This is a genomic window from Paenibacillus sp. NPDC101420 (assembly GCF_050277435.1).
GTDB lineage: Bacteria > Bacillota > Bacilli > Paenibacillales > Paenibacillaceae > Paenibacillus_AQ.
Map to the genome: position 1 here is coordinate 1 of NZ_JBNNSE010000004.1, position 23,853 is coordinate 23,853.

Sequence of the window (23,853 nt, forward strand, 5' to 3'; positions counted from 1 at the left end):
GGAAGTGCAGTAATGCATGGAGCTGACCAATACTAATCGGTCGAGGGCTTATCCTATACTTAAAATGCAAATTCAATTCGGATTCAGTTTTCAGGGAGTTAAATTCCTGTTTGGATTGCTGTGGTACTGATATCGTTTGGAGAGATACCCAAGTGGCTATAAGGGGACCCTCTGCTAAGGGGTTAGACTGCGTAAGCGGTGCGTGGGTTCGAATCCCACTCTCTCCGCCATTTTCAATCCATAGCATTTCTAATTATTGTGGCGGTGTAGCTCAGCTGGCTAGAGCGTACGGTTCATACCCGTGAGGTCGGGGGTTCGATCCCCTTCGCCGCTACCATAATACCTGGAGGCTTAGCTCAGCTGGGAGAGCATCTGCCTTACAAGCAGAGGGTCGGGGGTTCGATCCCCTCAGCCTCCACCATTATTACTTTTTAAGAAATACTTTTTACACCGTGCCGGTGTAGCTCAACTGGTAGAGCAACTGACTTGTAATCAGTAGGTTGGGGGTTCAAGTCCTCTCGCCGGCACCATTATTATCAATGCGGAACCGTGGTGTAGTTGGCCTAACATGCCTGCCTGTCACGCAGGAGATCGCGAGTTCGAATCTCGTCGGTTCCGCCATTTTTTTCCACAAGACTAGGGTGGGAAGTATAATACTACCACTTTATTTTTATGTCAATTTAATATGGCTCGATAGCTCAGTCGGTAGAGCAGAGGACTGAAAATCCTCGTGTCGGCGGTTCGAATCCGTCTCGAGCCACTTTTCCCTGGGGGATTAGCGAAGTGGCCAAACGCATCAGACTGTAAATCTGCTCACGTACGTGTTCGGTGGTTCGAATCCATCATCCCCCACCATTTATGAGCCATTAGCTCAGTTGGTAGAGCACCTGACTTTTAATCAGGGTGTCGAAGGTTCGAGTCCTTCATGGCTCATCCCAAACAGAAAGTCATCACCTTATGGTGGTGGCTTTTTTTGTGTTTTATGGTTGTATTATAGTAGCGCGCTACTGTAGCGATTAACATAATATAAGAGAATATGCTAAAATAGGCGAAAAGAGCAAAAGTGGTGGAGCATGGTGACTATGGATAGTGAGACATTGCGGAAAAAATTAGAGCAGCTCACCGGAAAGAGAACCGGAATCAAGCAGTTAGGGAGGCAGCATTCAGCTTCTCTTTTTAGCATGGGATTAGAAGGACAGGATCAGCTGGTAATCCATGAGGGTCATCTCTGGGCACCTTTGTATGAGAGTGACGGACGTATAACCGCTGTCTGGGTAGAAATGGAGGGGCTCACTTCTCTGGAAGTACAACTGGTCAACTATGCAGTTCGAAATTTTGCTATTGCACTTAAAGCAACAGGTCTTCGAGAAGAAGGTGAAGTGGAGGCGCGGCAGCTTGGCGCTTGGTTGAACACGGAGCTAGAGCAAGAGAAGAATGACACTGAAATTCCCGATGAGATCACCCTAAAGGGACGTCTGTTCGGAGATATGATTCCATTCCTCCTTAGTAGTGAGATTGCCCATAGTCCACAGATCTCTTATCGTTCACTGATGAAATTACTGCGTAGCTATTTTGAGAACGAAATTCTGCTCATTCCCCTTCAAGAGAAGGAATGGTTAATTTTAGCTCGTAAAGAATTACTTACGGGCGGGGATGATAAGGATGATGAAGAAGAGAGTGTAGATGATCTTCTAGCACAGACTAGTATGGGGTTACATGAGCTGATAGCTAGTGAATGGGTAGGAGTATTCCATTTGGCAGTAGCTCCGGCTATAGTCCCTGTTAAGGGATTGACTGGATCTGTAGCTTTGCTCAGGGAGACGATTGTACTCGGTCGTATTTTTCAAGTAGGAGAGTATATTCATTTACCTTGGGAACTGCATTTGGAACGTCTGGTTAACAGCATTCCTGATGTACGCCGCAAACAGTTGCTTGGACAAATTGGTGACTACTCCTCTGTACTATCAGATAAAGAAATGCTGCTGACTTTGGAGACTTTTTTTGAGATGGACTGTAATGTAAGTGAAACCGCCAAGAAGTTGTATATCCATCGTAATACGCTGCTTTATCGTCTGGATAAGATAAAACAAGAGACCGGAGCAGATGTACGAAGCTTTGGGGACGCTGCTATTGTTAAGCTTACTATGCTTTTGTATAAAGTGACGAAAAGGAAATAGGTTTTTTGTGAACCTTACAAATAGCCATAGTGTCCCGACTGGGGTAATATAAATGTACAAGGAAACAGAATTTTTATATTAACTAATTAATAATTAACTCGAGGGGGAAATACAATGGCAGGCGTACGTTTAGAGCATATTTTCAAAAAATACCCGGGTTCAGATAAAGCAACAGTAATCGATATCAATCTTGATATTAAAGATAAGGAATTTCTAGTATTGGTTGGACCTTCCGGTTGCGGTAAATCCACAACTTTGCGTATGATCGCTGGTTTGGAAGAAATCTCCGAAGGTAAAATGTACATTGGCGATCGTGTAGTTAATGACGTTGCACCTAAAGACCGCGATATCGCGATGGTATTCCAATCCTACGCCCTGTATCCGCATATGAGCGTATACCAAAACATGGCTTTCGGTTTGAAACTTCGTAAAGTGAAGAAGGATGAAATCGACAAGAAAGTTCGCGAAGCTGCTAAAATTCTTGATATCGAGCATTTGCTAGATCGTAAACCAAAAGCGCTTTCCGGTGGTCAACGCCAACGTGTCGCTTTGGGACGCGCTATCGTACGTGATCCACAAGTCTTCTTGATGGATGAGCCTCTTTCCAACTTGGATGCTAAACTTCGTGGTCAAATGCGTGCTGAAATCACTAAACTGGTTAAGCGCCTTGAAACTACTTGTATCTACGTAACGCATGACCAAACAGAAGCTATGACAATGGGTGATCGCATCGTAGTTATGTATGATGGTATCATTCAACAAGCAGCTTCCCCTGAAGAGTTGTACAATGAACCTACAAACTTGTTCGTAGCTGGATTTATCGGATCCCCTACAATGAACTTTATCAATGGTACTTTGTCCGAAGTGAGCGGTTCTATCCGTTTCCGTGCTGAGAACCTTGATGTTGAAGTACCAGGCGGAAAAGCTCAAATCATCCGCAACAAAGGTTACATCGGTAAAGAAGTAATCATGGGCGTTCGTCCAGAAGATATCCATGAAGAGCCAGTATTCTTGGAAGCTTCCCCGAACACAATCTTCACTTCATTGGTTGATGTTACTGAGAACCTTGGTCACGAAATGCTCCTTTACTTGAGCGGCCTTGGTAAATCTACTGTAATCGCTCGTGTAGATGGACGTTCCACTACTCGCGAAGGCAGCAAGCCTAAATTGGCTATTGATATGAACAAAATTCACTTCTTTGATAAAGAATCCGAAGCTAACATTTTGTTGGGATAAGATTGTAAAGATCTTTTCTCTCTTGATAAAGCCACCCGAAAGGGTGGCTTTATTGTTTAGATGGACCCTGTTTGGTTAGGCGCTAAGATTGCATTCATAAGCGTTATCAATTAAGATAGCAGGAGAATTACCTCCGGAATGTAAAGAGATCGCTGCCAACCGGACGCAGTAAGCGGACAAATACCGCAGGTGACGAAAGGACGAAATTACATGGCTAAGAAAGTAAAAGTATCTGAATTGGTACAGCATTTTCAATTAGAGGTTATTTCCGGCCAGGAAGGTCTAAAGAGACCCATTACGGTCGATGACCTGAATCGCCCTGGACTAGAGATTGCTGGTTATTTTGAATATTATCCAGAAGAACGTGTTCAATTGCTAGGCAAAACAGAACTCGCTTTTTTCTCCATGCTGCCCGAAGCTGAGCGGAAAAGCCGACTTCGTGGAATTTGCAATGATAACACACCTTGTATTGTAATTACACGTGGTTTAGAAGTGCCTCAAGAGTTAATTGACATAAGTAATGAAAAGGCTCTTCCTGTGCTTCGCAGCTCGATGGCTACGACTATTTTCTCCAGCCGTTTGACGAGCTTCCTAGAAGGAAAATTAGCGCCTACGGCGACTATTCATGGCGTACTTTGTGATGTATATGGTGTAGGTATGCTAATTACGGGTAGTAGTGGGATTGGTAAAAGTGAAACAGCCCTTGAGCTTGTAAAACGCGGTCATCGATTGATTGCTGATGATGCCGTAGAAATCCGTCAGACTTCAGATAACCAGCTGCATGGTACAGCCCCTGAGTTAATCCGTCATTTACTGGAGATCCGTGGAGTCGGTATCATTAATGTAATGACACTTTTTGGTGCGGGTGCCATTCGTAATCATAAACGGATTACACTTGTTGTTAGATTGGAAGCTTGGCAGCAAGACAAGCAGTATGATCGACTTGGACTTGATGAGGAAACGACACGGATTATTGACACAGATGTTCCGCTTGTAACGATTCCCGTACGCCCAGGACGTAACCTTGCAGTTATTATAGAGGTTGCAGCGATGAACTATCGCCTGAAACAAATGGGCTTTAATGCAGCCCTGCAGTTCACGAATAAGCTAACTGCGACCATATCTGAAGATATGGATGATCTCGATTAGGAGTGTGAGAGAATGTTCCCATTAGCACTAAATCCTATTGTCTTCTCAATTGGATCACTGCAAGTACACTGGTACGGATTAATACTAGGTTTCGGTGCACTCGCGGGGTTATTTCTTGCGATCCGCGAGGGCAAACGGTTTGGTATACCACAAGAATTCTTTATGGATATGCTGCTGCTAGGTGTGCCTTCGGCCATTATTGGGGCACGGATTTACTTTGTAGCGTTTAAATGGGAGGATTATAAGGATAATTTAATAGATGTCTTTAAGATCTGGAATGGTGGCATCGCCATTTACGGTGCGTTAATTGGAGCCATTATTTGCGGGATTATTTATTTCCGCTATAAAGGCTACCCCTTCTGGCGTATCGTTGATATTTGTGCACCTGGACTACTTGCGGGTCAAATGATTGGACGCTGGGGAAACTTTGTCAACCAAGAGGCATACGGCAGCGTGGTTGAAGAGTCGTTTTTACGGGATAAACTGCATTTACCTGACTTCATTGTGAACCAAATGTACATAGGGGATGCTTTTCATCATCCGACCTTCTTGTATGAATCTCTTTGGAGCTTACTAGGTATCGCGCTACTAATGGTTCTTCGTCGTCAGAAGTTTGTGCGAGCCGGTGAGATCTTCATGTCTTACTTTATATGGTATTCCATCGGTCGTTTCTTCATTGAAGCCATACGTACGGACAGCTTGGCCTTTAATGGAAGTGCAGGCTTGGCATCCTTTATGAACGGATTGTGGAAACCGATGGAATGGTTAGGCTTTGAGCAAGGATACTTGGACCCAAGCTATGGAAATATCCGTATTTCTCAGCTGCTTGCTTTACTGATCATCGTCGCAGCTGTACTGCTTATCATTATTCGTAGGGTCACGGGAGAGCCTAAAGCACATTATTCTGATCCTATCGTATGTACTAAACCGATCAAAGCAGATACCATAGTGCCTGAAAGCGCAGTAAATACACCGCAGAAAGCTCGTCACGGGGCTCAACCTGAGCAAGGACAGCCTGCGGATGGAGATAAGAAGGAGCAGTAAAGCTTATGATAGAATGCGTTCTTTTTGATCTAGATGGAACGATTGTCGATACGAATGAGTTAATTATTAGTTCGTTTATGTACGCGCTGAAGGACAATGGTCTAGCTCCACTCACTAGGGAAGAGATTATTCCGCATATGGGCACAACCCTTCAGCAACAGATGAGAGTCTTCTCTGGACTTGAGGATGTAAGTGGTGCGCTTGAGAAATCCTACCGTTCTTATAATTATGAACATCACGATGAGTTAGTACGTCCCTTTCCTCAAGTGAATGAGACAATGGAAGAGCTCTTACGTCGTGGAATTAAAATGGGGATTGTGACTACAAAAATTCGTCCAACAACGATTAAATCGCTTGAGATGTTTGATTTGCTAAAGTACATGGATACGATTGTGACGGTGAACGATGTTACTGAACCAAAGCCACATCCAGAGCCTGTTCTGACAGCAGTCAATAACCTTGGCGTTGATCCTCGTAAAACTCTTATGGTGGGTGACAGTACGGTTGATATTCAGTCAGCAAAAGCTGCTGGTGTATATGCGGCTGGAGTATCGTGGTCTTTAAAAGGCGAAGAGACTCTCCGCAAGTATGATCCCGACTATATCATCCATAACATGAAGGATATTATAGAAATTGTGGAGCGAGGAACGAGTGAATCGTGAGAAACGTAACCCGATATCCTGTAGAAGGTCATAACTCACTTTGGTACATTTACCGTACGGTCAGCCCGTGGAAGGGTGTCCGCAACTTTATTTTTATTCAGATTGCCCGTTATTGCCCGATTCTACCGTTAAAGAACTGGATCTATCGTCGGATTCTCGGGATGAAGGTAGGCAAGCATACCTCCTTCGGTCTGATGGCGATGGTGGATGTATTTTTTCCGGAAAAAATAACGGTGGGTGAGAACTCTATTATCGGTTATAACACGACGATTCTGGCGCATGAATATTTAATCAAGGAGTATCGCCTGGGAGAAGTAGTGATTGGGGAAAATGTATTGATTGGCGCCAATACAACGATTCTTCCCGGTGTAACCATCGGTGATTGGGCAGTTGTTGCCGCAGGATCAGTAGTACACAAGAACGTGGCGGCTGGCTCTTTTGTAGGAGGCAACCCACTGCGAGAGCTACGCCCAGCTTCATCGGAAGATTCTTCGGAACAAGTGTAAAAGATGCTTCGTAAACCCTGCAGTTTCATATTGCGTTTTTTTAGCGCAGGATCTGCAGGGTTTCTTGCGTCTTGGAGAAGCATATTAAGAAAACTTTAAGATCTTCTTAAGTTTTTTATTCGGATGTAGGCGGTATAATTAACCTTAGTAATCACGTAAATCCCACGCTAGGCATTCAGCGTCAAATATCAGAATGTAAATTCAGTAAGTGCAGACTTCCTGGTATGTTCAGTTTCCACATTCCGCTTAGCGTCTCTATGAACAACCATCATAGTAGAGAAGAGGAATTTAATATGAATACTGTGAGACAGGAAAGGCTGCCCCAGCTGGATATTTTCAGAGCTCTAGCTATATTAGGTGTGCTGCATGTGCATGCCTCATCTTTTGCTGCTGGAGAGCAGGCACTGCATTCACCTTATTATTACTGGCTGAACTGGATTAACATTTTCTTTAAATTCGGTACGCCCTCATTTATTTTCCTTAGCAGCTTCGTATTGTTTTATAATTATTATGGTCGTCCTGTGACACGTAGCTTGATCATTAATTTCTACCGTCGGCGATTAAAGTATATCTTACTGCCTTATTTGCTAGCTTCTATGGGCTATTATGCACTAACTCTATATGTGAACGGACGATTGATGCAGAGCCTTGGAGATAACTTGTTAAGCTTTTCTAGAGCGTTATTCTCGGGTTCCGCATATGCGCATTTGTATTTTGTCTTTATTAGCATTCAGTTTTATTTGCTTTTTCCAGTGCTGCTTAAGCTACTGCAGAGTTCCCGCTTCTTAATGAAATGGGCGATACCGGTGGGTTTGGCGCTTCAGTGGGGTTTTATTTTTTGGAATAAGTACGAACTGCACATTGTTGAAAAAGGGAGCTTGGCGATCTCCTACCTGGCCTATTATATGATGGGTGCTTATCTCGCCATTCACTTTGAGAAGGTGAAGCTGTGGCTGATAAAGCCATGGAGTGAGCTGGCTGCCAAGCAAAAGAGATGGACTGCCTTATTAGTGAGCTTGTGGTTAATTGCAGCCTTTATCCATGTGCAGCTATGGTATGTAGCCCGCCATTTTGGGGTGTGGACGGATTCGCTGTGGTACGAGCTGTTATGGAATGTTCATACGATGTTATCGGCATTGGTTCTGTTGTACGCTACATTTTTGCTTTATCGAAAGGCCCCTCGTGTGATCGTTGCTTTCTTGACTCGTTTAGGTGAGTTGTCATTTGCAATTTATTTGATTCATCCGCTATTGCTGGCGATATATCGCAGGTTCCGATATCATATTCCCCTCGAATCGCTAACTTATGTTTTCTTCATCTATGGAGGACTTGTAGTTGCACTGGGAGGAAGCTGGTTCATGGTGCAGTTTGCTTTTCGCCGAATTCCTAAGTCATGGATCTTCTTGGGAAGTGTTCCTCGGTCTCTAGAGTCTAGTTCCAAGGTAAAGTCAGGACATGTCTCGGAGGAGATGAGGAAGGTTAATACTTGATTAGGCATCATTTTGATGCGGAGCTTAACAGGAGGAAAGATAATGAGACAAAAAGAAAGAATTCCGCAGCTGGATATTTTTCGAGCGATTGCTATTTTTGCAGTGCTAGCTATTCATGCTACTTCGCGAACGTTGGCGGAGACACTAGGTACAAACATGTTTCATCCGTTCTTATTTATTAATAAATTCAGCCAGTTCGCTGTACCTTCATTCATATTTTTGAGTGGGTTCGTGCTGTTCTATAACTATATTGATCGTCCTCTGGGCGGAAAGACGCTGGGGAAGTTCTACAGTAGAAGGCTGCTTTATATTATCGTGCCTTATGTACTATTTTCACTGTTGTATTTTGCATTAAAAATGACGGCGGGACATACATGGAGTTTACCTCCAGGGGAGATGGCTTCTAAGCTTTGGAAGTATTTGTGGACAGGAACAGCATACACGCATTTGTATTATATTATTATCATTATTCAGTTCTATGTATTGTTTCCACTCATTCTGTGGTGTCTGCAAAAGGTTCGTCGTCTGGCGGCTTGGGCACCGCTAATCGGATTGATTCTACAATGGGGTTTTGTGCTGCTGAATAAATACATGACTAATAACGGGTATTGGCAGTTGTCCAAGGGCAGTCTGGCAATCACTTATTTCTCGTATTTCTTGCTGGGTGCTGGGATTGCAGTATATTATCCTTCTTTGAAAAAATGGCTGGTACCTTCACGTGAAGGCTGGCGCGCCGGTAAAGGTCCGGTATGGATTACGTTGTGGTTGTTGTGGATCGTAGCTGGGGTTGTTCATGTTGAGCTATGGTTTAACAACTATACGAAGAAAACAGTCATCAATAGTTTATGGTATGAAGGATTCTCTAACCTTCATGCGCTACTCTCTTGTGTGGTGTTGCTACAAGTCTCCTTCTTATTGTACGGAGCGGGCCGAAGCTTGCTCACAAGACTGTTGTTATCTGCCGGAGCTTGCTCTTTCGGTATCTATTTACTGCATCCGTTACTGCTATTTTTCTATAGAAAATTACCGTTTCACGGGGGTTCTCTTGCATATACCGCAGCGATTGCTGGGGGTTGGCTCTTTGCGTTGTTAGGTTCATGGGTGGTAGTGGCCTTTGCCTTCCGATATATTAAATCGGCTTGGATCATCTTCGGCTCGGGTCCACAGAAAGCAAAAGCAGAATCTAAAAGTGCATAGTCTATTGCAAGGAAATATAAAAGCGTCGGTTTTCCCACATATGTGGGCAGGCCGACGCTTTTTATTTTTGCCTTATTCTCCAGCTTGTTCTCGCTGAAATTCTGCAATGGCTTGATACTGGCTTTCGAGACTACGGTAGACAGAAATATAGATCGGCAGCAGCTGCTTGTATATTTTGGTATGTTCATCCAATGGATCATGTTTATAGGTTGAACCAATCATGTCAAACACCACATCAAATGAATCTACACGACCCGTAGCATAAAGGCCAAGTACAACCGCACCGAGGCAGGAGCTCTCGATACTCTCCGGAATGACAACCTCCTGATCAAAGATATCAGCCATCATCTGCCGCCACACTGAGGAGCGGGCGAAACCGCCTGTGGCAAGGATTCTGCTTGGGCGTCCGATTTGCTCTTCCATAGCAAGGAGAACCATATACATATTGAAGATTACGCCCTCTAGTACTGACCGAATCATATGCTCCTTATGGTGGTTCATAGTAAGGCCAAAGAAGGAGCCCCGAGCATCCGGATTCCACAGCGGTGCTCGTTCTCCAGTCAAGTAAGGATGGAATAAAAGTCCACCGCTTCCCGCAGGAACTTGCTCTGCAATGCGAGTCAGAACCTCGTAAGGATCAATGCCTAGTCGTTTGGCGGTTTCAACTTCAGAGGCCGCGAACTCGTCACGTACCCAGCGGAACAGCATGCCACCATTATTGACGGGGCCTCCGATCACCCAATGTTTTGGGGTTAAGTTATAACAGAAGGTCCGTCCTTTGGGATCGGTGAGCGGGTGATCGACTACGGTACGAATTGCTCCACTCGTACCAATCGTAGCGGCCACTACACCGGGCTCAATTGCGCCTACGCCGAGGTTGGACAGGACGCCATCACTGGCGCCAACAACAAATGGAGTTGTAGGGAGCAGCAAAAGCTCCTCTGCCAGACCAGGGAGCAGCCCTTGCATAATCTGCGTGGTGGGAACAAGCCGCGAGAGTTGATCTGTTGTAATGTGGGCAATCTCCAAAGCTTCTTTATCCCATTCTAGATTCTCCAGATTGAGCATGCCTGTGGAAGAGGCAATGGAATGATCGATGATGTATTCGCCAAACAGTCTTGCGAATATGTATTCTTTTATGGAAATGAATTTATAGGTTTGTTGGAACACTTCTGGATGTTCTTCTCGAAGCCACATTAGCTTGGTGATCGGAGACATTGGGTGTATAGGTGTACCTGTGCGTAGATACAATTCATGGCCGTTTAGCTCATCCTTCAAACGAAGTGCGCATCCGGCACTGCGATTATCAGCCCATGTGATGCAGGCAGTTAGGGCCTTACCCAGTTTATCAACTGCAATGACACTGTGCATGGCAGAACTGAAGGAGACGAAAAGGATTGCATCCGCAGATACACCGCTTTGCCGCATAACTTCAGAGATAGTATGGAAGACTGCACTCAGGATTTGTTCTGGGTCCTGCTCCGCTATTGAGGGTGAGGGCTGATGTAAGGGATATCCTACATTAGCTTGTGCAGCTATGGCTCCTTTTTCCTCGAAGAGAACTGCTTTGGTACTTGTAGTTCCAATATCAACGCCAATCATATAGGATTTAGTCACGCATTAGCCCTTCTTTCTAGTTGTAAGTAGATTTTTAGAACACTAATTACAGAATTATGAAGTACAATCATATTAGCTCATTATAGTATTGGATAAACGTGGAGGCAAAATAAAGGGATTCCCAAGTATTGGTTCGAAGTACATAAGTGTTTGATTTAGATTTTCTTTGTGAACAATTCAACCTAGGTAGACAAGCTTTAAGCATACAAGCATTAGAATTGAAGTCATAGCTTTACCCCGTTAGATTGACGAAAAAGCAGTGACCATGATACGATATTGAAAATACTTTAATTTGCTACCACTTTACCATAGTAAAGTAAATATAAACAGTATCTAATGATAACTGACGAGGTGAACAATGAAGATGTCCAAACCAAAGGGATTTGAGAAGCCGTCTGGCGTTCGGGACTATCTGCCCCGGGCCGTAACGAAATTACGCAAAATTGAGAATGATGTACTGCATTGCATGAGTCGCTGGGGTTATCAGCAAATGATGACTCCGACGCTAGAATATTACGATACAGTTGGCGTAGCTAGCTCTACGTCCGACCAAAAGCTTTATAAATTGCTCAACAATCGTGGTCAGGCGCTAGTGCTTCGTTCTGAAATGACAGCTCCGGTTGCCCGTGTTGTGGCATCTTTATTAAAGGATGAGCCATTACCATTGCGGTTGTCCTATCACGCTAATGTTTTCCGTGCCATTGAGGAAGAAGCAGGGCGGGAAGCGGAGTTTTTCCAGACAGGGGTCGAGCTGGTAGGTGACGATTCACCTGAGGCTGATGCTGAAGTAGTGGCGCTCGCAATTTCATCTTTACAGGCTGCGGGTGTGAAATCTTTTAAAATCGCTATGGGGCATGTAGGCTTTCTGAATGGTTTATTTCAAGAGGCACTTCCACAATTGCCGGAGGCTCAGGAGGAGCTCAAAAGTCATTTGTTGGGCCGTGACTACGTCTCTTTTCGGGAGACTTTACGCCGGCTGGATCTGACGGAAGCTCAGAAGAATGAACTGGATGGACTGTTACGTTTGCGTGGAGGCAAGGAGATTTGTGGACAGGCGCTGGAGCTTAGCGATCATCCGCTTGCCCGTCATTCGATAGATCATTTATGCAAGGTGTGGGAGGTACTGGTCTCTTACGGCGTATCACAGCATGTGCTGATCGATCTGACGATGATCGGGGACTTCTCTTATTATACAGGGATGACTTTCGAAGGCTATGCAGCGGAATTAGGGTTTCCGGTATGTAGTGGAGGCAGATATGATAATCTCCTTCAGCAGTTTGGACGTCCGATCCCTTCTACAGGTTTTTCTTTAAAAACGAATCGTATTCTCGATGGTGTGGCTGGATCGAGCGAAGAGGAAGAGCTGCCTATCTTGATCCAATATGATGCTACTCGCAGAAAAGAAGGTCTGGAAGAGGCAACACGCTTACGGTCGGAAGGGCACGCAGTAGTGACTAGACTGGCAGCAGGTCCAGAAGAGCTTGAAACGGTGAAGCGTCTAGATACGGATACGATCGAAGCAGATGGTATGCGGTACGGCGAAATCTATACCTTTGTATCTTTTGTAAGTGAGCATGGCTGAGATATTGCTAGCAAGAATGAGCAGTTAAGATAAATTTTGTATGGAAATGGAAAAGGAGGCAACTTAACGATGGCACAGATTTTGAAGGTCGCTATGCCAAAAGGTCGGATTTATGAAAAGGCTGCTGAGCTGTTCCGCCAGGCAGGTCTCCCGATTCCACCGGATGGTGAGGCATCCCGCAAGCTTGTTATTCCGCTGCCTGAGGCAGGCATGGAATTTATATTAGCTAAACCAGTAGATGTACCTACATATGTAGAATATGGTGTGGCCGACATTGGAATCGTGGGCAAGGACGTATTGCTGGAGGAAGATCGTGATGTATATGAGCTGCTTGATCTTGGCATCGCTCGATGCCGGATGTCGATCATTGGATTACCGAACTGGCAGCCGGGGATTCAGCAGCGTGTAGCGACGAAATATCCGAATGTGGCTTCAAAATATTTTCGGGAGCAGGGACAGCAGGTTGAAGTCGTGAAGCTGAATGGTTCAATTGAGCTTGCGCCGCTGATTGGTCTCGCTGATCGTATCGTGGATATGGTAGAGACGGGCCAAACGCTGCGGGATAACGGATTAATTGAAATGAAGAGCATATTCGAAATTACGAGCCGTCTTGTGGCCAATCGTGTGAGCTATCGGATGAAAAATGAAGAGATACAGCAGCTGTGTGACCGACTACAGGCGGTTATAGGGGAACCAAATTTGCGGTAGGTGACAGATGTTAAGGGGTAAAGGGAGGAACCGGCGATGAAGGTTGTATCGAGCAAGGATTTTAAGCTAGAGCGAGAAGTCGAGTATGGAACGCCAGAACAAAATCAGGCGGTAAAGGAAATTGTGACCGCGATTAAAAAAGAAGGAGACACGGCACTTCTTCGCTACACGGCGCAATTTGATCGGGTCACGCTTACGCCGAATCAGCTGAGGGTAACGCCGGAAGAGCTTCAGGCGGCGTATGGTCGAGTAGAGGAATCTTTCGTATCCGCTATTCAAGCAGCCGCAGCCAATATCCGGGCTTTTCATGCTAGACAGAAACGGAATTCGTGGATGGATTTGCAGCCCGATGGCACTATTCTGGGACAGATTATTCGTCCGCTGAAGCGGGTAGGGGTATATGTTCCTGGTGGTAAGGCAGCTTATCCTTCCTCGGTGCTGATGAACGTGATCCCTGCACAGATCGCAGGCGTGCCGGAGATCGTTATGGTAACCCCGCCATCCACCGGCGGCAAAGAAGGGATTGATCCTTACATCCTGGTTGCTGCTGCAGAAGCAGGGGTGAATGAAATCTACCGTGTGGGCGGAGCGCAGGCGGTAGCTGCTTTGGCTTTTGGGACGGAGAGCATAGCGCCGGTAGATAAGATATGTGGGCCCGGCAACATATACGTCGCGCTAGCAAAACGCGAGGTATATGGCGCCGTGGACATCGACAGTATCGCGGGACCAAGCGAGATTGTCGTGCTCGCAGATGAGACCGCTGAGCCGGCCTATGTCGCAGCGGATCTGCTCTCGCAGGCCGAGCATGACGAGATGGCCTCAGCGATTCTAGTCACGCCATCGCAGAGCTTGGCGGATAGCGTGGCTGCTGAAGTGGAGCGTCAGCTACAGGAGCTGCCGCGACAGGCGATCGCCCGTTCATCCGTAGAAAATTACGGGGCGATCATTGTTGTGGAATCTATGGAGGAGGGAATCTCCGTAGTGAATCGGTTGGCACCAGAGCATCTAGAGATTGTTGTCGAGGATCCAATGGGCCTTGTGGGCAGCATCGAGAATGCTGGGGCGATCTTCCTGGGAGCGTATAGCTCGGAGCCTGTGGGCGACTATTTTGCCGGACCGAATCATATTATCCCGACCAATGGTACGGCACGCTTCTCGTCGCCAGTGGATGTGGATGATTTTATAAAGAAATCAAGTCTGATCTATTACAGTAAAGAAGCCCTCCTGCGGGATGGGAAGACCATTATAGAGCTGGCACGTCGCGAAGGGTTAGAGGGCCACGCACGAGCTATTGAGATTCGACTCAAGAACGAAGGAAAAGGTGGAGACGGATATGGAGAACAATAATGAACAGGCCTTGCGCCAAGCAGGATTAAGCCGTAAAACAAACGAGACGGATATCAAGCTTTCTCTTAACGTAGATGGAAGCGGAGTTTCCGAGCTGGAGACGGATGTTCCTTTTCTGAATCATATGCTGGACCTATTTACGAAGCACGGCCAGTTTGACCTGTCAGTACAGGCGCGAGGAGATATCGAAATTGATGATCACCACACGGTTGAAGACATCGGGATCTGCCTAGGTCAAGCGCTGCACGAAGCACTTGGTGATAAAAAGGGAATCAAACGTTATGCGAGTGTTTTTGTACCGATGGATGAGGCGTTGGCGCAGGTTGTGATCGATATCAGCAATCGCCCACACTTTGAATATCGCGCATCGTATCCTTCACAGCAGGTGGGCAGCTTTTCGACGGAGCTTGTTCAGGAATTCTTATGGAAGTTCGCGCTGGAAGCTCGGATTACGCTGCATGTGATCGTACACTACGGTTCTAACACACATCACATGATTGAGGCTGTATTCAAGGCGCTCGGACGGGCACTCGATGAAGCGACACTGATTGATCCACGTGTGAAGGGTGTGCCTTCTACGAAGGGAGTGCTGTAGCATGACTGTTGCAATCGTCGATTATGGCATGGGCAACCTGCACAGTGTGAGCAAGGCGGTAGAACGTCTCGGTTATGAGTGTGTAGTGACGGGGGAAGCCGAGCAAATTCTCGCTGCTGAAAGTGTCATTCTGCCTGGTGTCGGTGCATTTGGCGATGCGATGGAGCAGCTGCGGGAAAGTGGTTTGGATCGTGTGGTCAAACAGGTAGCTGCCGGAACCCAGCCGCTGCTAGGAATCTGTCTTGGTATGCAATTACTGTTTAGCAGCAGTGAAGAGCATGGCAGCCATGAGGGACTTGATATTCTCTCAGGCTCGGTGGTGCGTTTCGCTCCTAGAGATGGCTATAAGGTGCCGCATATGGGTTGGAACAAGCTGAGCTTTAGGCAGCCGCTAAGTCCGCTTTTTGCAGATCTTGATGAGGGTCATGTGTACTTTGTGCACTCTTATCACGCGCTTGTAGCGAATGAGAGTGATCTGCTGGCTGTCACCGATTATGGTTACCCAGTCACAGCTATTGTGGGGCAAGATAATGTATTCGGCATGCAGTTCCATCCTGAAAAAAGTGGGGAGCTGGGAATCAAGCTGCTGGGCAATTTTTTGAAATTAAAGGGAGAGCGGGCGTAAGCCGCGCTATAAATATAATTTAACGAAAGTGGGGAGCGCCAAATGTCTTCTTTTATTGTATATCCGGCGATTGATATCCGGGATGGAAAATGTGTCAGGCTGCAACAAGGGGATTACAGTCAGGAAACGATATACAATGATAGCCCACTGGAGGTGGCAAAATCATGGGAAGAGCAAGGCGGAAAGTTCATTCATTTGGTGGACTTAGATGGCGCGAAAGCAGGTCATCCTGTGAATGATGCGATTATCGGCGCTATTGCTGCTAATGCTAATGTGCCTGTTCAGGTGGGCGGTGGCCTTCGTAATCTTGCGGACGTGGAAAAATTGCTTGGGCTTGGTGTTAGTCGGGTTATTATCGGAACTGCTGCGATTAACGATCATGCTTTTACCGAAACGGTATTGGCTAAATACGGTGATAAAGTAGCTATCGGCATTGATGCGCGCAACGGTTATGTTGCGACACATGGCTGGTTGAACACCTCTGAAGTACGTGCTGAGGATCTGGCTAAGGAATTGGCTGCAAAAGGAGCCGAGACGTTCATTTACACCGACATCTCCCGCGACGGGATGATGCAGGGTCCGAACGTGGAGGGCATTGTGTCCATGGCAAAGGTCAGCGGTAAAACGGTGATCGCCTCCGGCGGAGTCACCAGTCTTGATGATCTGTTACGTCTGAACGTACACAGTGGCAGCGGTGTGGGCGGAGCTATTGTTGGCAAGGCGTTGTACACGGGCAATATTGATCTTTCCAAAGCTTTGCAGGCGCTCGGGCAGAAGTAGTGCTGAGTATGTGCGTTTGTTGACGAACCTGACTAATTAACTCGTTCTTACTCTGTGAAAAGTCTCATTTAGGGGTGCTGGTTGCATTTTGTGCAATAGAAAGCTGCTTAAAGAAGCTGAATGCTTATCTGACTGCACTTTGTACAATCCAAACAGTTCAAAGCTCTTATTTTTGTGGATTTCTCAGGAATCTATTGCACGAAATGCAACAGACTGCACAATTAGATTGTTTGAGGTTGATTCTATTGTACAGAGTGCAATAGAACCTTGAACTAGGTTAATAATTCACTAAACTATTGAGCGACTAAGGTGGTTTCAGCTAAAGCCTGATTTGGAATCTGCTGCAATAAGTTAATTAGGCGCCGGGTTTGACATTATTCCTCTGATAGATGATATAAGTGTACTTCATACAACTATTATTCCAATTATGAGCGTGTTTGCTAATTTAATTGTATTTCGTGCAGCTATAAATGAGAGTTGAGCTTATATTTAAGTTCATTCCCAGATTTAATTGTACGAAATGCAGTTAAATGCCTAGTTTGCTGGATGGACGGTGAAATAACTGCACATTGTGCAATTAAATGAACCGATTATATCATGAGCGTAAGCCCACAGGCCGCCTATATGAATGTGGTCTTGCAGGTGTCACGAGTCCGTCGTCCTACTAGGAGCAAGAATCGTAGAAACATAGTGATTATAGAGTGAGTGTTGAAGTTGGTCTCACCTACGCCAATAATCCGGGTGTCCAGAGGGCCGGGGCCCTTGGGGTCCCCTTGGCTAAGGGGGATCAAAATGTTTTAGGGAAACACATGGAAAGGGGGATTAATAATGTTAGCAAAACGTATCATCCCCTGTCTTGACGTTAAGGACGGACGGGTAGTCAAAGGCGTTAACTTTGTGAATCTGCGTGATGCCGGAGATCCGGTAGAGCTGGCGGCGCTGTATGACCGTGAGGGTGCAGATGAGCTTGTGTTTCTCGATATATCGGCTTCCGTAGAAGGCCGGGCGACCATGATTGAAGTTGTGCGGCAGACCGCAGGTGAAATCGCCATTCCTTTTACGGTGGGTGGCGGGATCTCTACACCTGATGATATGAAGCGGATTCTTCGTGCAGGCGCAGACAAAATCGGCATTAATACGGCTGCTATCACTAATCCACAGTTAATTCTGGAAGGTGCACGCCGTTTTGGTTCTCAATGTATTGTGGTAGCAATAGATGCTAAATATAACGAGGCATTTGGTGAATGGGAAGTGTATACACATGGTGGTCGCAAGCCCACTGGCATCCGTGCTCTGACCTGGGCCAAGGAAGCTGAAAAGCTGGGTGCAGGCGAGATTTTGCTCACAAGTATGGATGCAGATGGGACGAAAGATGGCTTCGACCTGAAGCTGACTTCAGCAGTAAGCGATTTACTTAGTATTCCTGTGATTGCTTCTGGCGGCGCTGGGAAGAAGGATCATTTTTACGATGTATTTACGGAAGGGAAAGCCGATGCGGGACTGGCGGCGACCATTTTTCACTATAAAGAGATTGCCATTAACGACTTAAAGGCTGACTTGAAGCAAAAAGGGGTAGAGATCCGATGAGCGAAACAGAAAAGAATACATCCATTAGCCAAAAAGAAGCGCTGGCCAGCATTCGCTGGAATGAAGCGGGGTTGGTGCCTACCGTTGTGCAGGATGCTAACACACTAGAAGTTTTGATGGTTGCTTATATGAATTCGGAATCGTTGCAGCTCTCGTTGGAAAGTGGCCAGACCTGGTTCTGGAGCCGCTCACGCAGCGAGCTTTGGCACAAAGGTGGAACCTCAGGCAACACACAAGCGATTACTTCCATAGCCTATGATTGCGATAGTGATACACTGCTCGTGAAGGTTGTCCCTGAAGGACCAGCTTGCCATACTGGAGCTATGTCATGCTTTTTCCGTGACATTCCTTTGAATAACCAAGCTGAGGAATCTCAGAAATCGGTAGCTACTAGCCTTACGGATGGTGAGCGTTTTGCTGTTCTTGGTGAGCTGGAGCGCGTGATTGCTGAGCGGGAAGTAGAGCGTCCGGAAGGCGCGTATACAACTTATTTGTTCGATAAAGGTGTCGATAAGATCCTTAAGAAGGTAGGCGAAGAAGCCTCTGAAACGATTATTGCCGCCAAAAATAAAGATAATGCCGAGCTGCGTCTTGAAGTTAGTGATCTGATCTACCACTTACTAGTACTGCTACAGGAGCGCAAGCTTCCGCTGGATGAAATCATGGAAGAGTTGAGTACCCGCCACGAGCGCCCACGCCGGGACCAGTACTAGGGAGGGAACTGACAGATGCATATCGATTACCACACGCATCATGAGCGCTGCGGTCATGCCGTGGGCAAGCTTGAGGAGTATGTGCAGCGTGGGATACAGCTTGTTCTTCAGCAGCTGGGGTTATCCGACCACTTGCCGCTCATCCATGTTGATCCTGCTAGCTATTACCCTGAAATGGCCATGCCAATGGCTGAACTGCCTCGTTATGTGGAGGAATGCCTGACGCTGAAGGAACGCTACCGCGGAGTCATAGACCTGCGGGTAGGGCTGGAAGCAGATTATATTGAAGGTTACGAGGATCAAATTCGTGAGATTTTATCTCCTTACCCATGGGATTATCTGATAGGCTCTGTGCATTTCCTCGGGGAGTGGGATATCACAGATTATCGACAGGTTGATGGCTGGGAAGGCAAGGATGAACTAGAGGTATATCGCCTTTATTATGATGCTGTAAAGAAGTCGGCGTTATCAGGATTATATGATATTATAGGACATATGGATGTTATTAAACGGTTCGGCTATGGTCCTCAGACACCAGAAGGTAAAGCAGAGGTGAGAATGCTGGAGCTGGAAACCTTAAAGGTTATAGCGGATAGCGGAATCGCCATGGAGCTGAATGCTTCAGGACTTACTAAGCCATGTGCTGAGATGTTCCCGGCGGAACATCTGCTACAGGAGGCTTTTAAGCTCAGTATACCGCTTACGCTCGGCTCGGATGCACATGACCCTGCCAAGCTTGGCGACGGCCTGCAAGAGGCACGTAGCATGCTTTGGCACACAGGCTTCCGTGAGCTGGCTGTATTTGAGGGACGCCGTCGTACCACTGTTCCGTTCAAACTATAATTTATAATTCGCAGGAGGGTATTATGCATCATCAACAATTACGTATTTTTTCCGGTTCGTCGAATCCAAAGCTGGCGGCAGATATTGCAGAGCGACTTGGTGTTGAATTGGGGCAGATTAAGCTGACCCGTTTCATGAGCGGCGAGATTTACGTGCATTACGAAGAGAGCATCCGGAACTGCGACGTATTTTTGGTGCAATCCCTATCCCATCCCATTAATGAGATGTTCGTGGAACTGCTCGTGATGATAGATGCTGCTAAACGGGCATCAGCACGTACAGTTAACATTATTGTGCCGTATTATGGATACGCTCGACAGGAACGTAAGTCTGCACCTCGTGAACCGATCTCGGCTAAGATGGTAGCTGATGTACTTACGACCGCGGGCGCAACCCGTGTAATCACTATCGATTTGCATGCAGCGGCAATTCAAGGCTTTTTCAACATTCCGGTCGATCATTTGACTGCTCTCGATTTGATCAGCAGCCATTTGAAGGCCAAGGCTATGTCTGATTTGGTCATTGTTTCTCCGGATGCGGGACGTGCATCTATGGCTGAGAAGCTCGCAAATAAGCTGGATTCACCTTTTGCCATTATGATCAAGAAGCGTCCAGCCCATAATGAATCTGTAATCACTCATGTCATTGGTGATGTCGAGGGACGTACACCGATCATTATCGAGGACCTTATTGATACAGGGACTACCATCGTGAATGTGGTTGAGGGTCTGAAAGAGAGAGGTGCGAAGGACAGTATCGTCTGTGCAACGCATGGATTGTTCTCAGGACCTGCGCTGCAGCGGCTTGACCATCCCTCTGTTCAGGAAGTGGTCATTACGGACTCTATTGCACTGCCAGATGATCATTCAAGTCGGTTTACGGTCTTATCGGTGGCACCGATGCTTGCACAAGCTACACGTATTATTCTTGAGGGCGGTTCGATCGATAAGCTTTTCAGAGACGCGGGAATTTAATTCCCCGTCTTTTTTATTTTTATGTGAAAAAGTTGCTGTTTGTGGAGTGGTAGAGTCTTTCTCAACTTGAGAATCTCGCGGTCACATGTGGTATACTGTGTGAAGATAGCCGCACCCATAAAGGGAACGGAATAGCGATTAAGTTTGGAGCTCCGGTATACCCCATTGGGCGCCGTCCTCCTATTTTTTCGTTAGTATAAAAGGAAGCTTCTTATAAGGGGGTGCCTTGCTTCCATGATGGAGAGAACTTCAGAGTATGAGGAGAATGGTAATGTTATTCCTGTCACTCTGAATGCCAATTTTTTCTTTGAAAGAGCCGTTCGGTCCTTGGATCGCTTTCAATATGATAAGGCATTAAAGAATTTTCGCAAAGCTGTAGAGTACGAACCGGAGAACCCGGTAAATCATTGTAACGTAGCAGGTGTATTATCAGAGATGGGTAATTATGAGGCGTCTAACGACATTTTGACCCATGTGCTGGAGAATATTGATCCTGGAATGACGGAATGTTATTTCTATATGGCTAACAACTTCGCCAATATGGAAAGCTATGAGGAGGCAGAACGCTCACTCGTTACTTATCTCGAAGAAGATGTGAACGGTGAATTTCTGGCCGAATCGGAAGAGTTGATGGAACTTCTGCAATATGAGCTGGATCGTCCTGCACCACTTATCCGGATTAGAAGCCGGGAAGGGGTAATAGAGCATGAGCGGGCCAGAGCGCTGTTGGAGGAAGGCAAGTTTACACAAGCCGTAACTTTGCTTGAAGAGATTGTGAGCAATACGCCAGACTTCTTGGCGGCGCATAACAACCTAGCCCTTGCGTATTTCTATATGGGTCGTTTTACCAAAGCCAAAGAATGCATTATGCGGGTGCTTGAACAGGACTCTGGGAATTTGCACGCACTTTGTAACTTGGCGATCTTTTTGCAGTATGAAGGTGACCGCGGGCAACTGGCTGGATTATTACGTCTGCTAGAGACGACTATTCCTTTTCACCAGGAGCATTTATTCAAGATGGCCACTACGATGGGGATTCTGGGACGGCATAGAACCGCCTATGGTCATTTTCGGCGCCTGCTGAAAGATGAGGAAGTCGGCGGTGACGCCAGTTTGTACCATTACTGTGCGGCAGCAGCAAGTAATAGCGGTCTCTATGCAGAGGCTCAGCGTTGCTGGCAAAAAGCTGCTAAGCTGGATCCGGAATCGGCTGTGCCGAGATTTTTTCTGGCCCAACTGCAGCAAGCGCAGGGGGAAGGCAAGGCGTTGTCTTCAATCAGTTACAACTATCAGCTCCCCTTTCAAGAGCAGCTGAAGCTGTGGAAAGACAACAAAGGCAGCTTTGCTGAAGAGGTGCGGAACAATCCGCTGCTTCGATCTTCCTTCTTCTGGGCACTTCGCTACGGTGATGCCAATACGAAGCTTCAGGTTACGGAAGCTCTGCGCTGGATTGAAGATGAAGAAATGTCCGAGATTCTACAAGGACTTCTGAAGCAACAGCCATTGCAGGAAGAAAAGCTGCAGGAAGCTGCGCTTCTGAGCCTGCAGCGACTGATTGGTAGTGTTCCGGAGGAAAATGTACTTCAGGAAGCCAAAGAAACTTCTAATGCGCGTCTGAAGGGATTGCCAGAATGGAGAGAAGATTGGCAAAAAGTCATCGACCAGACGGTAAGTATGATGGACCGGAGATTTGATGCCGTCCAGAAAAAAGATGCTGAATTACTTTGGAAGCAATTCGTGAGTAGCATATATCCAGATGTTCCTTTTATCCGTCAAACGGAAGGCTGGTGTGCTGCTTTAGAATATCTGATCGCAAAAATGCATAACCTTCCAGTCACCTACCGCGAGGTAGCTCAGCGTTATGACGTATCCGTGTCGATGGTCAGTCGTTATGCTCGGCGTATCGATGATGAATGTAGTTTTCAGGGAAGTGTGAGCGACAGTCTTCCCCCGTTTACTGAAAATATCTAAATTCTTGATGCATAAACCCTATTGTGAGGAGGCCACTGTTATGTACAAAACGATTGTAATCGGAACAGGCCCTGCCGGGCTTACTGCTGCTATTTATTTGGCACGTGCCAACCTTAACCCACTTGTAATTGAAGGGATGCAGCCAGGTGGACAACTGACAACGACAACGGAAGTGGAGAATTTTCCAGGTTTTCCCGAAGGGATTCTCGGCCCGGATTTAATGGACAACATGCGGAAGCAGGCTGAACGTTTTGGTGCTGAATTCAAGAATGGTTGGGTGGATTCAGTGGATTTTTCACAGCGTCCATTTAAAGTGACAGTAGATGGTTTGGGTGTATTAGAGGCAGAGTCGGTAATTATCTCTACCGGTGCTTCTGCCAGATATTTAGGAATACCAGGGGAGCAGGAGAATGTGGGCCGGGGGGTCAGCACTTGCGCTACTTGTGATGGCTTCTTTTTCCGGAACAAAAAGATTATCGTGGTCGGTGGTGGTGACTCTGCGATGGAGGAAGCCAGCTTCTTAACAAGATTTGCTTCTAGCGTAACCGTGGTTCATCGTCGTGACGAGCTCAGAGCTTCAAAGATTATGCAGGACCGCGCACGCGATAACAGTAAGGTTGCGTGGGCACTTAACCGTACACCGCTTGAAGTAACAACCGGCGACTCTGGAGTTAAGGGACTGACGGTTCGAAATAATGATACAGGACTTGAAGAACTCATCGAAGCGGACGGAGTGTTTGTCGCTATTGGTCATACGCCGAATACCGGATTCTTGGGCGGTCAGATTACGACCGATACCAATGGTTATATTGTAGTAAATCCAGGTACTACTGAGACGAACATTCCGGGTGTATTCGCTTGCGGCGACGTACAGGATACCCGTTACCGACAAGCGATCTCCGCAGCGGGCACCGGCTGTATGGCAGCAATGGACGCTGAGAAATATCTTGAGGGCACAATGGTACATGACTGGAGCGAAAACTTGGGTAGTTAATATAACTAAATTTAATCGGAATGAATTCAAGCAGGTGATCCTTATCTTAAAGGGGC

At 46.5% G+C, this 23,853-nt stretch carries 21 protein-coding genes and 8 tRNA genes; 28 read left to right on the forward strand and 1 reads right to left on the reverse strand.

The window, feature by feature from the left end; genetic code table 11:
* Positions 1-138: 138 nt before the first annotated feature.
* The 16 genes from ACQKMP_RS17905 to ACQKMP_RS17980 all read left to right on the forward strand — a co-directional run bounded on the left by ACQKMP_RS17905 (position 139) and on the right by ACQKMP_RS17980 (position 9,461).
* Positions 139-230, forward strand: a tRNA-Ser gene (locus tag ACQKMP_RS17905).
* A gap of 30 nt (positions 231-260) precedes the next feature.
* Positions 261-337, forward strand: a tRNA-Met gene (locus ACQKMP_RS17910).
* A gap of 8 nt (positions 338-345) precedes the next feature.
* Positions 346-421, forward strand: a tRNA-Val gene (locus tag ACQKMP_RS17915).
* A gap of 33 nt (positions 422-454) precedes the next feature.
* Positions 455-530 (forward strand) — tRNA-Thr (locus tag ACQKMP_RS17920).
* A gap of 13 nt (positions 531-543) precedes the next feature.
* Positions 544-621 (forward strand) — tRNA-Asp (locus tag ACQKMP_RS17925).
* 66 nt (positions 622-687) lie between these two features.
* Positions 688-760, forward strand: a tRNA-Phe gene (locus ACQKMP_RS17930).
* Between the two features lie 9 nt (positions 761-769).
* Positions 770-855: transfer RNA gene (locus ACQKMP_RS17935), tRNA-Tyr, on the forward strand.
* A gap of 5 nt (positions 856-860) precedes the next feature.
* Positions 861-933 (forward strand) — tRNA-Lys (locus ACQKMP_RS17940).
* 149 nt (positions 934-1,082) lie between these two features.
* Positions 1,083-2,177, forward strand: a complete 1,095-nt coding sequence (locus ACQKMP_RS17945) for a PucR family transcriptional regulator (protein WP_042183986.1) — start codon at positions 1,083-1,085, stop codon at positions 2,175-2,177.
* 114 nt (positions 2,178-2,291) lie between these two features.
* A complete protein-coding gene (locus tag ACQKMP_RS17950; RefSeq protein WP_042123255.1) occupies positions 2,292-3,413 on the forward strand; it encodes an ABC transporter ATP-binding protein in 1,122 nt (373 codons plus the stop codon).
* A 210-nt stretch (positions 3,414-3,623) separates the two neighbouring features.
* Entirely contained in the window at positions 3,624-4,562 is a 939-nt protein-coding gene (hprK, locus tag ACQKMP_RS17955) for an HPr(Ser) kinase/phosphatase (protein WP_042183988.1), read from the forward strand.
* Positions 4,563-4,574: 12 nt separating this feature from the next.
* Complete coding sequence (lgt, locus tag ACQKMP_RS17960) at positions 4,575-5,606, forward strand: prolipoprotein diacylglyceryl transferase (RefSeq protein WP_042183990.1); 1,032 nt, start codon at positions 4,575-4,577, stop codon at positions 5,604-5,606.
* Positions 5,607-5,611: 5 nt separating this feature from the next.
* A complete protein-coding gene (ppaX, locus tag ACQKMP_RS17965; protein ID WP_076286834.1) occupies positions 5,612-6,268 on the forward strand; it encodes a pyrophosphatase PpaX in 657 nt (218 codons plus the stop codon).
* On the forward strand, positions 6,265-6,774 hold the full coding sequence (locus ACQKMP_RS17970) for an acyltransferase (protein ID WP_179281711.1): 510 nt from the start codon (positions 6,265-6,267) through the stop codon (positions 6,772-6,774). Before ppaX ends, ACQKMP_RS17970 begins: the two co-directional genes overlap by 4 nt.
* Positions 6,775-7,067: 293 nt before the next feature.
* On the forward strand, positions 7,068-8,264 hold the full coding sequence (locus ACQKMP_RS17975; RefSeq protein WP_427470287.1) for an acyltransferase: 1,197 nt from the start codon (positions 7,068-7,070) through the stop codon (positions 8,262-8,264).
* A 42-nt stretch (positions 8,265-8,306) separates the two neighbouring features.
* Entirely contained in the window at positions 8,307-9,461 is a 1,155-nt protein-coding gene (locus ACQKMP_RS17980; protein WP_339244233.1) for an acyltransferase, read from the forward strand.
* 72 nt (positions 9,462-9,533) lie between these two features.
* Here ACQKMP_RS17980 and gntK read toward each other — a convergent pair whose 3' ends face one another.
* A complete protein-coding gene (gene gntK, locus ACQKMP_RS17985) occupies positions 9,534-11,063 on the reverse strand; it encodes a gluconokinase (protein WP_339248359.1) in 1,530 nt (509 codons plus the stop codon).
* A gap of 379 nt (positions 11,064-11,442) precedes the next feature.
* Between gntK and ACQKMP_RS17990 the strand changes: the two genes are divergently transcribed.
* The 12 genes from ACQKMP_RS17990 to trxB all read left to right on the forward strand — a co-directional run bounded on the left by ACQKMP_RS17990 (position 11,443) and on the right by trxB (position 23,797).
* Complete coding sequence (locus ACQKMP_RS17990; RefSeq protein ID WP_042193089.1) at positions 11,443-12,660, forward strand: ATP phosphoribosyltransferase regulatory subunit; 1,218 nt, start codon at positions 11,443-11,445, stop codon at positions 12,658-12,660.
* 69 nt (positions 12,661-12,729) lie between these two features.
* Entirely contained in the window at positions 12,730-13,368 is a 639-nt protein-coding gene (gene hisG, locus ACQKMP_RS17995; RefSeq protein WP_042123270.1) for an ATP phosphoribosyltransferase, read from the forward strand.
* 36 nt (positions 13,369-13,404) lie between these two features.
* On the forward strand, positions 13,405-14,715 hold the full coding sequence (hisD, locus tag ACQKMP_RS18000) for a histidinol dehydrogenase (protein ID WP_042184000.1): 1,311 nt from the start codon (positions 13,405-13,407) through the stop codon (positions 14,713-14,715).
* On the forward strand, positions 14,702-15,310 hold the full coding sequence (gene hisB, locus ACQKMP_RS18005) for an imidazoleglycerol-phosphate dehydratase HisB (RefSeq protein ID WP_427470290.1): 609 nt from the start codon (positions 14,702-14,704) through the stop codon (positions 15,308-15,310). The genes hisD and hisB overlap by 14 nt, the downstream gene beginning before the upstream one ends.
* A gap of 1 nt (position 15,311) precedes the next feature.
* A complete protein-coding gene (hisH, locus tag ACQKMP_RS18010) occupies positions 15,312-15,935 on the forward strand; it encodes an imidazole glycerol phosphate synthase subunit HisH (protein ID WP_427470292.1) in 624 nt (207 codons plus the stop codon).
* 42 nt (positions 15,936-15,977) lie between these two features.
* The gene (hisA, locus tag ACQKMP_RS18015; RefSeq protein WP_427470294.1) at positions 15,978-16,715 is read left to right on the forward strand and encodes a 1-(5-phosphoribosyl)-5-[(5-phosphoribosylamino)methylideneamino]imidazole-4-carboxamide isomerase; all 738 of its coding nucleotides are present in this window, start codon (positions 15,978-15,980) and stop codon (positions 16,713-16,715) included.
* An 828-nt stretch (positions 16,716-17,543) separates the two neighbouring features.
* The gene (gene hisF, locus ACQKMP_RS18020; RefSeq protein WP_339799674.1) at positions 17,544-18,302 is read left to right on the forward strand and encodes an imidazole glycerol phosphate synthase subunit HisF; all 759 of its coding nucleotides are present in this window, start codon (positions 17,544-17,546) and stop codon (positions 18,300-18,302) included.
* Positions 18,299-19,015, forward strand: coding sequence for a bifunctional phosphoribosyl-AMP cyclohydrolase/phosphoribosyl-ATP diphosphatase HisIE (hisIE, locus tag ACQKMP_RS18025; protein ID WP_427470296.1), 717 nt, complete (start codon positions 18,299-18,301; stop codon positions 19,013-19,015). Before hisF ends, hisIE begins: the two co-directional genes overlap by 4 nt.
* Before the next feature lie 15 nt (positions 19,016-19,030).
* Positions 19,031-19,858, forward strand: coding sequence for a histidinol-phosphatase HisJ (hisJ, locus tag ACQKMP_RS18030; RefSeq protein WP_427470298.1), 828 nt, complete (start codon positions 19,031-19,033; stop codon positions 19,856-19,858).
* A 23-nt stretch (positions 19,859-19,881) separates the two neighbouring features.
* Positions 19,882-20,832, forward strand: coding sequence for a ribose-phosphate diphosphokinase (locus tag ACQKMP_RS18035; RefSeq protein ID WP_042123288.1), 951 nt, complete (start codon positions 19,882-19,884; stop codon positions 20,830-20,832).
* Positions 20,833-21,066: 234 nt separating this feature from the next.
* On the forward strand, positions 21,067-22,803 hold the full coding sequence (locus ACQKMP_RS18040) for a tetratricopeptide repeat protein (protein ID WP_042184012.1): 1,737 nt from the start codon (positions 21,067-21,069) through the stop codon (positions 22,801-22,803).
* Between the two features lie 40 nt (positions 22,804-22,843).
* Entirely contained in the window at positions 22,844-23,797 is a 954-nt protein-coding gene (gene trxB, locus ACQKMP_RS18045) for a thioredoxin-disulfide reductase (RefSeq protein WP_042184014.1), read from the forward strand.
* Positions 23,798-23,853 lie beyond the last annotated feature (56 nt).